A 14,860-nucleotide genomic window follows, 5' to 3' on the forward strand; every position below is an offset into this window, starting at 1 on the left:
AATACGGAACCGGTGGTCATTCCCATGCCTGCTCCGGCGCAACGCACAGCGGACAGGATCACGATGCGAAGGGTGTTTCCTACACAAAGAGCGGCTGCGACAAATTGCAGATGTCCTGGGCGCAGGTGGTGCAGAGAATCGACGGTCTGATGCGAAAGGGACGCTACCTCAGCCCGGAGGAAGAAGCGGAACGACAGGCTATCGAAGAAGCCAAGGTTGATCCTTTGGAAGATGTTTATGACCGTTTCGCAGTAATTGATACCGAGGATGGCGAGTATGCAATCTGGGATAATCAGACCGATGACTACTATGTAGACCCGGAAGGCGTTACGGAATACTTCACGGACGAATGGCTTGCCAACGACTATCTGGAAGAAGTTCGGCAGTCCGTAGCAGCGATGGATTCGGTTCAGCCTGAAACACCTGCAACCGAGCCTGACGAAGTTGTGGAAGCCCCTGCTTCCGAAGAATCGGAATGGAACTATCAGGTCGGTGACACGGTATATCTGGACGATACTGCTTTCCGTGTAGAGCAGATCACGGACAGAGAGGTTCAGCTGCGTGACCCTTCCCTTGCCTATCCGATCTTCCGTGCCGAGAATCGTGAAAACTTCGAGCGTATGCTCTCTCAGGACGAAAGAAACCATGCGGTAAGGGTTGATGCCCAAACCGAAGAAAAGCCCGTTACAGAGGATTTTCTGGGCGAAACCGAACCGAGGGACTACACCCCTGAGTATCAGCTGTTAGACCGTCTGCGTATGGACTGCGAATACTTCCTTGGTGCAGGACAGCACAGCGAAAAGCATCTGTGGGCAGGCAACCGCCATGCACAGATTGCCAAGATGCGTGAGCTGTATGAAATGATTCCTGACAAACCAGAATGGCTGACACCTGAGATGATTAACAGCTACGAGGAGCGCATGGCTCCCCGCTATCTGGTTGCCGCCTACCATCACTTTGAAAACGGCTTCGATGATAAACTGGACTACTACACTCTGGAAGAAGCGGAAAAAGCTGCCCAGGGCTATGTGGACGGAACCATGGAGGATGACGGATTCAAGTACGATGGTGCTGCCGTTTACGATCAGCAGGAGCATGAGTGCATCCGTATCTATGGGGACTACCCTGACGAAAAGGCACACGCACAGGTCAGAGCCAATGCGGAACCCGAACAGCAGGAACCGGAACACTTCATCGACCATTTTTATGTTGCCGAGGACATTCAGAAGCGGGGTGCGCTGGACATCAAGGAATACAGTTCCTTTGATGATGCCCTGCGAGCCTACTATGTACTTCCTGACACGCAGAGAAAAGCCCTGGGTGCAATGAATACCAGAGATCTGCCGGGTAGTCTGGACTTCGTACAGTGCGTAGATGGAAAGGACACCATCATTCAGGATTATGCCCAGGTGGACGGATGGCAGAATGCCGAAGTCATGGACATTATCGCTCAGCTTGAGCAGTCCATCACCACCAGAGAAATTCCTCCCGTTCCTGCGGTGAACTTCCACATCACAGATGACAACATCGGTGAAGGTGGACCGAAGCAGAAATTCGCAAGAAACATCGCAGCCATTGAAACCCTGTTCAAACTGGAAAGCGAGAACAGGAACGCCACTACCGAAGAACAGGAGATTTTGTCGAATTATGTCGGTTGGGGCGGTCTGGCAGATGCCTTTGACCCGGACAAGGGAAATTGGGCGCAGGAGTATCAGACACTGAAAAACCTGCTTTCCGAGGATGAATATGCTGCGGCAAGAGCTTCCACCCTGAACGCACATTACACCAGTCCTACGGTCATTCGCTCCATCTACGATGCAGTCGGACAGATGGGCTTTGAAACGGGAAATATTCTGGAGCCTGCCATGGGTATCGGCAACTTCTTTGGTATGCTGCCCCCTGAGATGCAGAGCAGTCGCTTGTATGGTGTGGAACTGGATTCCATCACCGGCAGAATTGCTCAGAAGCTCTATCCCAATGCAGAAATCAAAGTGGCTGGCTTTGAAACGACAGACCGCAGAGACTTCTACGATCTGGCTGTGGGCAATGTCCCTTTCGGCAACTACAAGGTATCCGATAAGCCGTATGACAAGCTGGGATTTTCCATCCACAACTATTTCTTTGCCAAGGCTCTGGATCAGGTTCGTCCCGGAGGTGTGGTCGCTTTTGTGACAAGCCGTTACACCATGGATTCCAAGAACTCTGACGCAAGGCGATATATGGCGCAGAGGGCGGAACTGCTTGGTGCAATCCGTCTGCCAAACGATGCCTTTAAGAAAAACGCAGGTACGGAAGTCGTGTCCGACATCCTGTTCCTGCAAAAGCGTGACCATCCGATTGACATCGTTCCGGAATGGGTAAATCTTGACCGCACCGAAGAAGGACACACCATGAACAGCTACTTTGTCGCTCATCCTGAAATGGTTCTGGGCGATACGGTGGAAGAAAGTACCGCCTACGGTATGGATATTACGGTGCGTCCGATTGAGGGCATGGAACTGTCCGAACTTCTGAAAGAAGCAGTTTCCCACATCCAAGGAACCTATCAGGCGATGGAGCTTCCCGAAGCTGACAAGGGTAAGAAAATTGAAACCATTCCTGCAACCCCGGATGTAAAGAATTTCTCTTATACTGTGGTGGATGGTGATGTGTACTTCCGTGAAAACTCCTTGATGCGCCGTGTAGACCTGAACGAGAAAGCAAAAGACCGTGTGATGGGCATGGTGGAACTCCGTGGTATCGTCAATCAGCTGATTGAATATCAGCTTGAGGATTACCCGGATGAAATGATTACGCAGAAGCAGGCAGAACTGAATGATGCCTACGATGCGTTTGCCGCAAAGAACGGGCTTATCAATAATCGAGCCAACGGTCAAGCGTTTGCTGACGATTCCTCCTACTATCTCCTGTGTTCTTTGGAAAATGTGGATGAGGACGGCAATCTGAAAAGCAAGGCGGATATGTTCACTAAGCGAACCATCAAGCCGGAACGCAGAGTGACGAGCGTGGATACGCCGTCCGAAGCTCTGGCAATCTCCATCGGTGAGCGTGGCAAGGTGGATTTGCCGTTTATGGCACAGCTGCTTGGAACACCCGGAGAATACGATGCGATTCAGGCAGAGCTTCGAGGGGTGATCTTCAAAGACCCGATGGCTCCCGATGCTGTGGAAGTTGGATGGCAGACTGCCGATGATTACCTTTCCGGTGATGTAAGAAGCAAGCTGCGTGTCGCACAGATGGCGGCAGACAGGGATTCTTCCTTCCGCATCAATGTGGAAGCCTTGCAGAAAGCACAGCCGAAGGACTTGGATGCGTCCGAGATTGACGTGCGTTTGGGTGCAACATGGATTGATGCCGATTATATTCAGCAGTTCATGGAGGAAACCTTTGAAACGCCGTATTACCTGCGCCGTTCCATTGAGGTCAAGTTCTCCGAGCTGACCGCAGAGTGGCGCATCAACGGTAAGAGTTCTCCCAACTACAACGATGTGGCGGCGTATGTCACCTACGGTACAGAGCGAGCCAACGCATATCGGATTTTGGAGGAAACACTGAATCTGAAAGATATTCGTATCTATGATACGATTGAAGATGCGGATGGTAAGCAGAAGCGTGTTCTCAACAAAAAAGAAACTACCTTGGCACAGCAGAAACAGCAGGCAATCAAGGATGCATTCCGAGATTGGGTATGGAGAGATCCCCACAGACGAGAAACCCTTTCCACCAAGTACAACGAACTTTTTAACTCCACCAGACCTCGTGAGTATGATGGCTCTCATATCCGCTTCGGCGGTATGAACCCGGATATTACCCTACGTGAACACCAGAGAAATGCTATCGCTCATGTGCTGTACGGTGGAAATACGCTGCTTGCACACGAAGTTGGTGCAGGCAAGACCTTCGAGATGGCTGCATCGGCTATGGAGAGTAAACGGCTTGGATTGAGCCAGAAATCTCTGTTCGTTGTGCCGAATCATCTGACCTTACAGTGGGCAAATGAGTTCCTGCACCTCTATCCGAGCGCCAAGCTCCTTGTTGCCACCAAGAAGGATTTTGAAACAGCAAACCGCAAGAAGTTTTGTGCGAGAATCGCCACCGGTGACTATGATGCGGTTATCATCGGTCACAGCCAGTTTGAAAAAATCCCGCTTTCTGCCGAACGACAGGAACGGCAGCTGCGGGAGCAGATTGATGAGATCGAGGGTGCGATTGCGGAGCTGAAATGGCAGCGTGGCGAAAACTTCACGATCAAGCAGATGGAGAAAACAAGAAAATCACTGGAAGCCAGACTGGATAAGCTCCTTGCCGCCGACAAGAAGGATGATGTTATTACCTTTGAGCAGTTGGGTGTAGACCGGCTGTTTGTGGACGAAAGCCATGCGTTCAAGAATTTGTTCCTCTACACAAAAATGCGAAATGTGGCAGGTCTGTCCACCTCTGAAGCTCAGAAATCTTCGGATATGTTTATGAAGTGCCGCTATATGGATGAGCTGACCGGCGGGCGTGGCGTGATCTTTGCAACCGGCACTCCCGTAAGTAACTCGATGACCGAGCTTTATACGGTCATGCGCTATCTCCAGTACAGTACGCTCCAGCAAAAGAACCTGACCCATTTTGATTCCTGGGCATCGACCTTCGGAGAAACAACAACTGCGATTGAGCTTGCACCGGAAGGAACCGGCTATCGTGCCAGAACCCGATTTGCAAAGTTCTTCAACCTGCCTGAACTGATGAATATGTTCAAGGAAGTTGCCGACATCAAGACCTCTGACCAGTTGCATCTCCCTGTTCCCGAAGCAAAGTTTGAAACGGTTGTGGTTCAGCCCTCTGAGTATCAGAAGGATATGGTTGCTTCCCTTTCAGAAAGAGCTGCGGATGTTCATGCCGGTATCGTTGACCCGTCCGTAGATAATATGCTCAAGATTACCAGCGATGGGCGAAAATTGGGGCTGGATCAGCGGCTGATGAACCCTCTGTTACCCGATGACCCTGACAGCAAGCTCAATGCCTGCGTGGGAAATATCCTGCGTATCTGGCAGGACGGTCAGGCTGACAAATTGACCCAGTTGGTGTTCTGCGACCTCAGCACACCAAAAAATGATGGAACCTTCAATGTCTATGATGATGTCAAAACTAAGCTGATTGCAAACGGTGTGCCTGCGGAAGAAGTTGCCTTTATCCATGATGCGGACACCGAGGCAAAGAAAAAAGACCTCTTTGCCAAGGTTCGTACCGGACAGGTACGAGTGCTGCTTGGAAGTACGCAAAAGATGGGCGCAGGAACCAACGTCCAGGACAAACTGGTGGCAGTTCACCATCTGGATGTGGGCTGGCGTCCGTCTGATATGACCCAGAGAAATGGTCGTATCATCCGTCAGGGCAACCGGAACAAAGAGGTTCAGGTGTACCAGTATGTGACCGAGGGAACCTTCGATGCCTACCTGTATCAGACCTTGGAAAACAAGCAGAAGTTTATTTCTCAGATTATGACCTCCAAATCGCCGGTTCGCTCCTGTGACGATGTGGACGAGCAGGCGCTGTCCTATGCGGAGATCAAGGCGCTGTGTGCCGGCAATCCGCTTATCAAGGAAAAGATGGACTTAGACATTGATGTGGCAAGGCTGAAGGTGCTGAAAGCTGACCACCAGAGCCAGCAGTACCGCATGGAAGATAAGCTCCTGAAATACTTCCCGGCTGAGATTGAAAAGCAGACAGGCTATATTCATGGCTTTGAAGCTGATATGAAAACCGTGGAAGCACACCCGCAGATTGCTGAGGGCTTTTGCGGCATGGAAATCATGGGCAAATCCTACACCGAAAAGGCAGATGCCGGTGAAATCCTCCTTGCGGCTTGTAAGGACACGAAAAGCGCCGATCCGGTTCCGCTTGGCAATTACCGTGGTTTTCAGATGGAACTTTCTTTTGACAGCTTCCGGAACGAGTTTGATGTGACCCTGAAGGGCGCTGTGAGCCACAGAGTAGCTCTTGGCACGGATGCACGAGGAAATATTACCCGACTGGACAATGCTCTTGCAGGCATTCCTGAGCGCTTAGAACGAGCCAATGAGCAGCTGAATAACCTCTACAATCAGCAGGAAGCAGCCAAGGCGGAGGTTGGAAAACCGTTTCCGCAGGAAGCAGAGCTGGCAGCAAAAAGTCAGCGGCTGGCAGAACTGGATGCAGCTCTGAATATGGAGGACTCTGCGGAAAATCGTGACGAAAGAAGCGAGTCAGAGCGCCCTTCTGTGTTAGCTGATCTGAAATCCAAGGCGGAGCATATCCCGCCTGCAAAATACTCTGAAACCCGTGAGGAGGTGTTGTAATGGCAAAGCGAGACCAGGATGTTCATTTCCTTGCATCCAAAGAGGAGGTCGAGCGAATCCATGAGAAGATGGATGAGCTTGGCATCCGCAGCATGGGAGCCTATCTGCGGAAAATGGCTCTGGATGGTTACTGCATCAGACTGGATTTGCAGGATGTGAAAGCCCTGGTTTCGCTCCTGCGAATCTGCTCCAACAACCTGAATCAGTACGCAAAACGAGCGAACGAAACGGGCAGCATCTACCATGCCGACATTGAGGATTTGCAAAAACGACTGGAGGAGATCTGGACGGATATGAAAGAAGTCCTTGTTCGCCTGTCCTCAATCCAGTAATCCGACAACTTGTCGGGAAGTCGCAGCTGCGGTTGCGGCTTTTACATAAGGGAATGTTCTTTCATTGGTTGAATTATTCATATTGATACACTACAATATTGTTAAAGAAATTCGCCAGGAAACAGATTGATAAATCGTAACTTACACAATTCTTGAACTCAACACAAACTGCCATCAGTGTTGTTCCGTTGCTCATTCTTTGCTGGTATCATAGAACCATCAAATAAAGGAGGCAACAAGCCATGAACACAGATAAAATCTATGCAGAACAACTCGCAAACGAATATGCACCCAAGGACACCTCTAAGGTGGTCGCTCTTCGCAAGCTGGACACAAAAGCCAAGCTCCCCGCAACCGTCTTTGCCTACACCTTCGGCATTATCACTTCGCTGGTAGCCGGTGTTGGGATGTGCCTTTCCATGAAGGTTATCGGCAACGGTAGTACTGCTATGTTTGTTCTCGGCGTGATTGTCGGCATGATCGGGCTGCTGGGTATGGGCGTTAATTACCCCGTCTACAAAAAAATGCTGGCTCAGGGCAAGCAGAAATACGCTTTTGAAATCATGGAACTGGCAAAAGAAATCAGCGAGAAGTAAACAAAAACACGAAAGAAGGTGGGAACGATTGAATAGATCAGAAAGCAGATATTTTGCTACTGCAACCAGAATGGACGAAGCCTTTCTGACACTTCTTGCAAAAAAGAATTTTGCGTATATCACAGTCAAAGAAATCTGTGAAGCAGCAGGGGTCAATCGTTCCACCTTCTATCTGCATTATGAAACGATGGCAGACCTGCTCTCGGAGAGCGTCAGTCGTATGAACGAGCAATTTCTTGCTTGCATGGAGAAAGATTCCGATGCCTTTTCTGCAAAGCTGCGGAATTGCCCGAGGGATGAATTATATCTCATTACGCCGGATTATTTAACACCTTACCTCAGCTACATTAAGAACAACAAGCGGCTGTTCCGCACGGCAATAGAAAATGCGGCGGTGTTGGGGATGGATAAAAGCTATGATAGGATGTTCCGTCATGTGTTTACGCCGATTCTCGACCGCTACGGTGTACTACCGCAGGATCGACCTTATATCATGGCCTTTTATATTCGGGGATTGATGGCAATTATCTCAGAATGGCTCAAGAACGATTGCGCCGATTCCATTACGTATGTTACAGGCGTGATTCAGCAGTGTGTGAAAATACCACAAAGCGAAACAATGAACGCTGTTTGACAGCTTCCGATTTGTCGAACAAAATCTGAAAACATTAGAGCGCAGAGGAGATAGAATCCTTTGCGCTCTTTCTTTTTACACAAGGGTTGACATCATTGTGTTATTGCAGATACCCTTGTACAATGTAGTTAGAAGAAAGGGGTTGAGCCTATGAAGCTGGTATTGAAGATATTGGCACTGCCAGTGCTGTTTGTTGTAAAGGTGATTTGCGTTCTTGGAAATCTGCTTACAAATGTTGTGTCCTATGTGATTGGTTTATTGCTTTTGGTTATTGGCGGCTCTGCGATTTATTGCGCTGTAAAGGCTTTGTGGCAGTCCTTGCTTATCCTTGTGGTTCTTGGAATTGCGACAATAGCAGCGGTGTTCCTGCTCGTCTGGGCTGTTATGAAAGTCGAGAATATTGGAGAAAGTCTGGGAGCATTTATCAGGTCATAAGATAATATCAGAGAAAAGTCACCGACCGGTGGCTTTTTCTTTTTGGGAAGGAAGTGATGGGAATGGCAGCGACAAGATTGATTGCGCTCCATGTGAATAAGGGAAAGACGGTCGCTCAATGTTTGGCAGACAGAACCGACTACTCACAAAATGCCGCAAAAACCAATGATGGCGAATTTATCAGCTCCTATGAGTGTGATCCAAAGACAGCAGACGAAGAATTTCTGCTGTCCAAACGGCAGTACCAACACATTACCGGCAGGCAGCAGAAGAACAATATCATCGCATACCAGATACGCCAGTCCTTTAAGCCGGGAGAAATCACTCCGGAAGAAGCGAACCAGGTCGGCTATGAAACAGCGATGCGATGGACAAAGGGAAAACACGCTTTCATTGTTGCGACCCACATCGACAAATCTCACATTCATAACCATATCATTTATAATTCGACCTCGCTGGATGCTACACGGAAATTCAAAAACTTCTTTCTTTCCGGTCTGGCGGTGCAAAGACTCAGTGATATGGTTTGCCTGGAACACGGGCTGTCCATTATTACACCGAAGCCATATCGGGAGCGCCAGAAAAGAACCATTTATCCCAAGAAGCGTACCCAGCGTGACGAATTATGTGATGCGATTGATGCGGTGCTGAAGCAGAAGCCAAAGAGCTTTGATGGCTTTGTTCAGGCTTTGGCTGACATGGGATTTGAGTTCAAGGATGGAAAGCAGCCTGCGTTCAAGGGCAAGAATCAGAAGCGTTTCATTCGGCTGCGTTCCCTGGGCGAAGGATATAGCAAAGAGGAAATTCAAGCTGTTATCTCCGGCAAGAACCTGCACAAATCAAAAGGCAACTCTGCCAAGACTCCTGCTCCGAAGCAGTTCCAGATGCTGATTGATATTCAGGCAAAGATGGCCGAGGGCAAGACGGTCGGTTATGAAAAGTGGGCGAAGAAGTTCAACCGAAAAGAAGCTGCCCGAACTGTGATTTTGCTGAAGGAAAAAGGCTTGGGAAACTACGACGATCTGACCGCTCATATTGAAAATCTGTCTGCCCGGTTCGATGTGCTTTCTGATTCTATCAAGGCCGCAGAGAAAAGGATGGTTGAGGTTCAAGCGTTGCAGCAGCACATCAAAAATTATCGCAACACACGGCAAATCTATATCGAGTACCGCAAGTCTGGATATAGCAAAAAGTTCTTTGAGGAACACCGTCAGGAAATCACAATTCATAAAGCGGCGAAGCAAGCCTTTGACGAATTGCAGATTACAAAGCTCCCATCCATGCAATCGTTGTATGAGGAATTTCATCAGCTGGCAGTTCAGAAAAAGCTGGACTACGCTGAGTACCGTCAGATCAGAAAAGAGAAAGAAGAACTGCTGATTGCCAAGCAGACGGTTGAAACGATTTTGAATATCGACAGACAGAAAGAGCAGGAAAAAGAACAGGAGAAAGAGGAAAAGAAGAACTTCCGTTAAAGCAAAAAGCCACGGTCTGCACTCCCCCAAAGGGTGCGGATCGTGGCTACTTTTTTATTTTTTGATCTCAGCGCTTTCAGCCATTTTAATAATTTCAGAGTCGTCAATTTTGCTTGGCTCATATTCCAGAACATAGGTGATTTCGGGAGAATATGTCCAGCAGAGGAACGCCTTGTCATCTTTTTTGTAGAGGGCGCCATACCAATCCTTAATCATCATTTCTTCGCAGCTGTCCATGCTATCGACCGGGAAAAGCACCCCAAGAGCTTCTGTGTGCAAGCCGGTGATCTCAGCCGGATCGCCATCATAAAATGTCGTTTTCAAAATGCGGTAGTAGATGGTTCGGTCTTTATCGGTCTGATCTCCGTAAGTAAGCGTTGCAGCAACTTCTGTTTTGGAGACTTTCTTTAGATCTTCCCCAAGAACTTCGTTTGCGCTTTTTTCAAAACGGTCAGCAAATTCATCGAAGTCCATTTCCTTTTTCTGATGTGAAGTCACCGCAATTATGATTCCAACCGCCACAACAAGAATGACGGCAAAAAGAATAGCTATTCGTTTCTTTTTATTCATGTTCTTCCTTTCCGAGAAAAATAAAGCGAAGTCAACGAGGTACATCTGTCAGATTCATGATCTTTGCATCTGCCTTTTTTGCATATTGCATGGTCTGATAAGCTCCGCCAGAATTGTGTTCTACGCAGAAAATAACTAAATCCGACCGGTCAACCATGGATCGATTTCTGACTTGATGGGCGGACTTGAAGTGCTTTTCTGCGGATTCGAGACAGATTTCAATTTCATCATAATACTCATGAAAAGACTCCTCGTTGTTCCGGTATTCCGCCGTCATATATGGCAGTACAAGAACGAGAGAACTGTTGTCATCACGGATGATTCGCTTGCATCTGCGAACCGTTGATGAAACAAGCTGATCAAATTCTCCGTCTCGCCCAACAAGGAATTCGATATATTCTTTGGTAAGAAGCAGCTCACGGATGATTGATTCCAACTGTCGCTCAATCAAAAACGGGTCATCAACTTGTCTGTGTCCAAAGAAACTGACAGCGAATAAATTCATAGAAATCTCTCCTTTGGAGATGCTTAGTACTGGTATCACCAATCAAGCCAAGATATTGGTAATTATATCACCGATACAAGAAAGGATAAAGAGAAAATTCATTTTCCCGCTACCAACGCCGCCTTCCGATTCATACTACAATAGTTGAGGAAGGAGGGACAGGAATGGCCAACACGCAGTATGATGAATTTATTCGTATCAGGATTACAGAATTAAGAATAGCAAAGAATATTTCCGAACACAAAATGAGCTTGGATTTGGATAAGAGTGGCTCATACATTCGTGGAATAACCAGCGGAGCAGCCTTGCCGTCTCTCAGGGAACTGTTCAATATCATCTCGTATTTTGATATGACACCGGCAGAATTTTTCGCCCCGCTGGACGATGCGAATACCCCGTATCGTGAATTGTGCGAGAAGCTGAGAACCATGAATGAGGAAGAACTCGAAAAGGTCAGCACCTTTATTGGCTGGATTGAGAAGAAAGAATAATCAAATGGAATTAAGATTTTAACCTGGATGCCAAATGGCAGTCCAGGTTTTTTCTTTCTCAGGAAAGCGTTCAGAATGAACGAGCAGCCGGTATCGTAGATACCGATCAAAGGGGATTGGGGATGCTTCCCCAACAAGCAAATTTGCGAAGATTGCACCGAAGGGAAAATCGAGAAAATGAGTGAACCTGTACAGGTTTACACTGCTTGCCAATTTGTAAAACCCCAAAATTCCGCTTCTCTAAGCTCTAAAAGTCCTTCCGCTTCAAAAAATCGGATAATTCTTTGAAATAAGAAAATAAAATGTAGTGATAGCTCACTTTCTTGTTGAGTTTACCTATTTGCGTGCTATAATTATAAGTACAGGTACTTTTTGAACGAAATATCTGGAAGAAAGGAATGGTGAAATGATGGCTGTCAGCTATAAGAGACTATGGAAGCTATTGATTGACCGAGATATGAAGAAAAAAGATTTGGCTGAACAGGCAAATCTGAGTAACTATACCATCAACAAAATGCATCGAGGTGAGAATGTAACTACGGATACGCTCGTAAAAATCTGTTCTGTCCTGGGATGCACCTTTGACGATATTATGGAAATAGTTCCGGACGAGAAGTAATATATCCGTTTTATGGGATAGCCTCTTTGGTAGAATATAAGCTGAAGAAGCATAACTACAATAAACTGTTAGAGTGGAGGAATCGGCAATGGCTGAAAAGAACAATGCCAATATTGGCTTTGAAAAACAAATTTGGGATGCTGCCTGTGTGTTATGGGGACATATCCCTGCCGCTGAATATAGAAAGGTAATCATTGGACTGATTTTCCTTCGCTATATTTCCAGTGCATTTGAAAGAAAATATAACGAGCTTGTTGCAGAGGGCGAAGGTTTTGAAGAAGATCGTGACGAGTATTTGGGCGAGAATATTTTCTTCGTTCCGGAAAAAGCAAGATGGTCTACCGTTGCAGCTGCGGCTCATACCCCGGAAATCGGCACCGTTCTCGATGAAGCAATGCGAGAGATTGAAGCAGAGAACAAATCTCTGAAAAATGTGCTTCCGAAGAATTACGCAAGCCCGGATTTGGACAAGCGAGTTCTGGGTGATGTCGTCGATCTGTTCACCAATATGGATATGTCTGATACAGAGGAAGGCAAAGATCTTCTGGGCAGAACCTACGAGTATTGCATCGCTCAGTTTGCTGCCTACGAAGGTGTGAAGGGCGGCGAGTTCTATACACCGTCCAGCATCGTTAAGACAATCGTTGCAATTTTGAAACCGTTCAATAACTGCCGTGTGTATGACCCTTGCTGCGGCTCCGGTGGTATGTTTGTTCAGAGCGTGAAGTTCATCCAGGCACACAGCGGCAATCGTCAGAGTATTTCCGTTTATGGTCAGGAATCCAATGCGGATACCTGGAAGATGGCAAAGATGAATATGGCGATTCGTGGCATTGATGCGGACTTCGGCCCGTATCAGGCTGACACGTTCTTTAATGACCTCCATGCCAACCTTCGTGCAGATTTCATTATGGCAAACCCGCCTTTCAATCTGTCCAACTGGGGACAGGATAAACTGCTGGACGATGTTCGCTGGAAGTACGGAACGCCGCCTGCCGGTAATGCCAACTACGCATGGATTCAGCACATGATCCACCACCTTGCACCGAACGGCAAGATTGGTCTGGTTCTTGCAAATGGCGCACTGTCTACACAGTCCTCCGGCGAAGGTGAGATCAGGAAGAATATTATCAATGCTGATCTGGTGGAAGGTATCGTTGCCCTGCCTACGCAGCTGTTTTATAGCGTGACGATTCCGGTTACGCTCTGGTTCATTAGCAAAAACAAAAAGCAGAAAGGCAAAACGCTGTTTATTGATGCCCGAAAGATGGGCTACATGGTTGACCGCAAACATAGAGACTTCACGGATGAAGATATTCAGAAACTGGCGGACACCTTTGAAACATTCCAGAATGGAACCCTGGAAGATGTGAAGGGATTCTGTGCGGTAGCCGATTTGCAGACTATCGAAAAGCAGGACTACATTCTGACTCCTGGGCGCTATGTTGGCATTGAGGAACAGGAAGAAGATAGCGAACCGTTTGATGAAAAAATGACTCGCCTGACTTCGGAACTTTCTGATATGTTCGCTAAGTCCCATGAACTTGAAGCAGAAATCCGTAAGAAGCTGGGGGCGATTGGATATGAAGTGTAATCTTTCGGATATTTGCGTTTTTCGCAAAGGAAAAGTTGAAGTAGCAAACTTAAATACAAAAAACTATATATCAACCGAGAATATGCTGTCAAACAAAAGTGGGATAACAGATGCAAGCTCTTTACCGACTGTTTCTTTAACACAGGAATATAAAAATGGTGATGTCCTCGTTTCTAATATTCGTCCGTATTTCAAGAAAATATGGCATGCCCAATATGATGGTGGTTGTTCCAACGATGTATTAGTCTTTGTTCCAAAGTCTAATACGGATAGTGATTTCTTATATTATGTACTTGCAGATGATGATTTTTTCACATATTCAATGGCGACATCCAAAGGAACAAAAATGCCACGAGGTGATAAAACCTCAATAATGCAGTATGCAGTTCCTATGGTTGATTTTTACACACAAAAGAAAATTGCAAGCGTTTTGAAGTCATTAGACGAAAAGATTGAGTTGAATAATGCGATAAACGAAAATTTAGAGCAGCAAGCTGTTGGGTTATTTCGCTCTTGGTTTTCTACATTTTCCTTATCTCCTAACAGCCCTCGTGTAAACTCTGAGTTTGGAGAAATACCAGAGGACTTCGCAGTTGTTAAGGTCGGCAGTTTGCCTATGCTTGTAACCGACTATGTGGCCAATGGCAGCTTTGCGTCTTTAAAAGCTAATGTCAGCTTATATCAAGAGCCAAACTATGCTTACTTCATCAGAAACACCGATTTGAAGTCGGGTTCCTTTGGTGTCTTTGTTGACCAGCATTCCTATGAGTTCTTATCCAAATCCACCCTATATGGCGGGGAGATTATCATTTCCAATGTTGGTGATGTGGGAAGTGTATTCCTCTGCCCGAAGCTGGATGGTCGCATGACCCTCGGAAATAACATTATTATGCTTAGACCAGAAGATGCCCATTTACGCTACTATCTTTATATTTGGTTTAAGTATCACCAAGGGCAAGCACTCATACAGGGAATAAAAGGAGGATCTGCTCAGCCCAAATTTAATAAGACAGATTTCAAGAATACCTCTGTTTTGATTCCTCCAAAGGATATACTCACTCGTTTCCATGAGATTGTGACTCCAATGTTTGAAATGATCTCTCAGAAACAAACTGAGACTGCCCATCTTGCAGATTTACGAGATACATTATTGCCGCAGCTGATGTCTGGTGAGATAGACATTTCCAACCTTGACATTTAAGCCGCTAAATTTTCGTTTACGACCTAACCCATAACTTCTGCGAGTGGCAGGAGTTTATACTGAGGATTGCCACTCCGTAGTCATT

At 46.9% G+C, this 14,860-nt stretch carries 12 protein-coding genes; 10 read left to right on the top strand and 2 right to left on the bottom strand.

Features of this window, described 5'->3' with window-relative positions; genetic code table 11:
* Positions 1 to 620 precede the first annotated feature (620 nt).
* The 6 genes from ACK2JC_RS14120 (at position 621) to ACK2JC_RS14145 (ending at position 9,795) form a co-directional block, all read left to right on the top strand.
* On the top strand, positions 621 to 6,323 hold the full coding sequence (locus ACK2JC_RS14120; protein ID WP_411338517.1) for an LPD11 domain-containing protein: 5,703 nt from the start codon (positions 621 to 623) through the stop codon (positions 6,321 to 6,323).
* The gene (locus ACK2JC_RS14125) at positions 6,323 to 6,655 is read left to right on the top strand and encodes a plasmid mobilization protein (protein ID WP_008791955.1); all 333 of its coding nucleotides are present in this window, start codon (positions 6,323 to 6,325) and stop codon (positions 6,653 to 6,655) included. Before ACK2JC_RS14120 ends, ACK2JC_RS14125 begins: the two co-directional genes overlap by 1 nt.
* A gap of 242 nt (positions 6,656 to 6,897) precedes the next feature.
* Positions 6,898 to 7,251, top strand: coding sequence for a dihydropteridine reductase (locus tag ACK2JC_RS14130; protein ID WP_368271238.1), 354 nt, complete (start codon positions 6,898 to 6,900; stop codon positions 7,249 to 7,251).
* 28 nt (positions 7,252 to 7,279) lie between these two features.
* Positions 7,280 to 7,885, top strand: a complete 606-nt coding sequence (locus ACK2JC_RS14135; protein ID WP_368271237.1) for a TetR/AcrR family transcriptional regulator — start codon at positions 7,280 to 7,282, stop codon at positions 7,883 to 7,885.
* A 150-nt stretch (positions 7,886 to 8,035) separates the two neighbouring features.
* A complete protein-coding gene (locus tag ACK2JC_RS14140) occupies positions 8,036 to 8,320 on the top strand; it encodes a hypothetical protein (protein ID WP_368271236.1) in 285 nt (94 codons plus the stop codon).
* 62 nt (positions 8,321 to 8,382) lie between these two features.
* On the top strand, positions 8,383 to 9,795 hold the full coding sequence (locus ACK2JC_RS14145) for a relaxase/mobilization nuclease domain-containing protein (protein WP_368271235.1): 1,413 nt from the start codon (positions 8,383 to 8,385) through the stop codon (positions 9,793 to 9,795).
* A gap of 54 nt (positions 9,796 to 9,849) precedes the next feature.
* Here the strand turns inward: ACK2JC_RS14145 and ACK2JC_RS14150 are convergent, their stop codons facing one another.
* The gene (locus tag ACK2JC_RS14150; RefSeq protein ID WP_368271234.1) at positions 9,850 to 10,365 is read right to left on the bottom strand and encodes a hypothetical protein; all 516 of its coding nucleotides are present in this window, start codon (positions 10,363 to 10,365) and stop codon (positions 9,850 to 9,852) included.
* A 31-nt stretch (positions 10,366 to 10,396) separates the two neighbouring features.
* On the bottom strand, positions 10,397 to 10,870 hold the full coding sequence (locus tag ACK2JC_RS14155) for a hypothetical protein (protein WP_368271233.1): 474 nt from the start codon (positions 10,868 to 10,870) through the stop codon (positions 10,397 to 10,399).
* Positions 10,871 to 11,034: 164 nt separating this feature from the next.
* Here ACK2JC_RS14155 and ACK2JC_RS14160 point away from each other — a divergent pair, with 164 nt between their 5' ends.
* From ACK2JC_RS14160 to ACK2JC_RS14175, 4 genes are all read left to right on the top strand, one after another.
* Positions 11,035 to 11,361, top strand: coding sequence for a helix-turn-helix domain-containing protein (locus ACK2JC_RS14160; RefSeq protein ID WP_008982557.1), 327 nt, complete (start codon positions 11,035 to 11,037; stop codon positions 11,359 to 11,361).
* Between the two features lie 409 nt (positions 11,362 to 11,770).
* A complete protein-coding gene (locus ACK2JC_RS14165) occupies positions 11,771 to 11,980 on the top strand; it encodes a helix-turn-helix domain-containing protein (RefSeq protein WP_117417704.1) in 210 nt (69 codons plus the stop codon).
* A gap of 88 nt (positions 11,981 to 12,068) precedes the next feature.
* Positions 12,069 to 13,574 (top strand): N-6 DNA methylase, encoded by a 1,506-nt coding sequence (locus ACK2JC_RS14170; RefSeq protein WP_368271232.1) that lies wholly within the window; start codon positions 12,069 to 12,071, stop codon positions 13,572 to 13,574.
* Positions 13,564 to 14,775, top strand: a complete 1,212-nt coding sequence (locus tag ACK2JC_RS14175; protein ID WP_411338505.1) for a restriction endonuclease subunit S — start codon at positions 13,564 to 13,566, stop codon at positions 14,773 to 14,775. The genes ACK2JC_RS14170 and ACK2JC_RS14175 overlap by 11 nt, the downstream gene beginning before the upstream one ends.
* Positions 14,776 to 14,860 lie beyond the last annotated feature (85 nt).

This window comes from Enterocloster lavalensis (assembly GCF_046603895.1).
In the GTDB taxonomy this organism is placed as follows: domain Bacteria; phylum Bacillota; class Clostridia; order Lachnospirales; family Lachnospiraceae; genus Enterocloster; species Enterocloster lavalensis.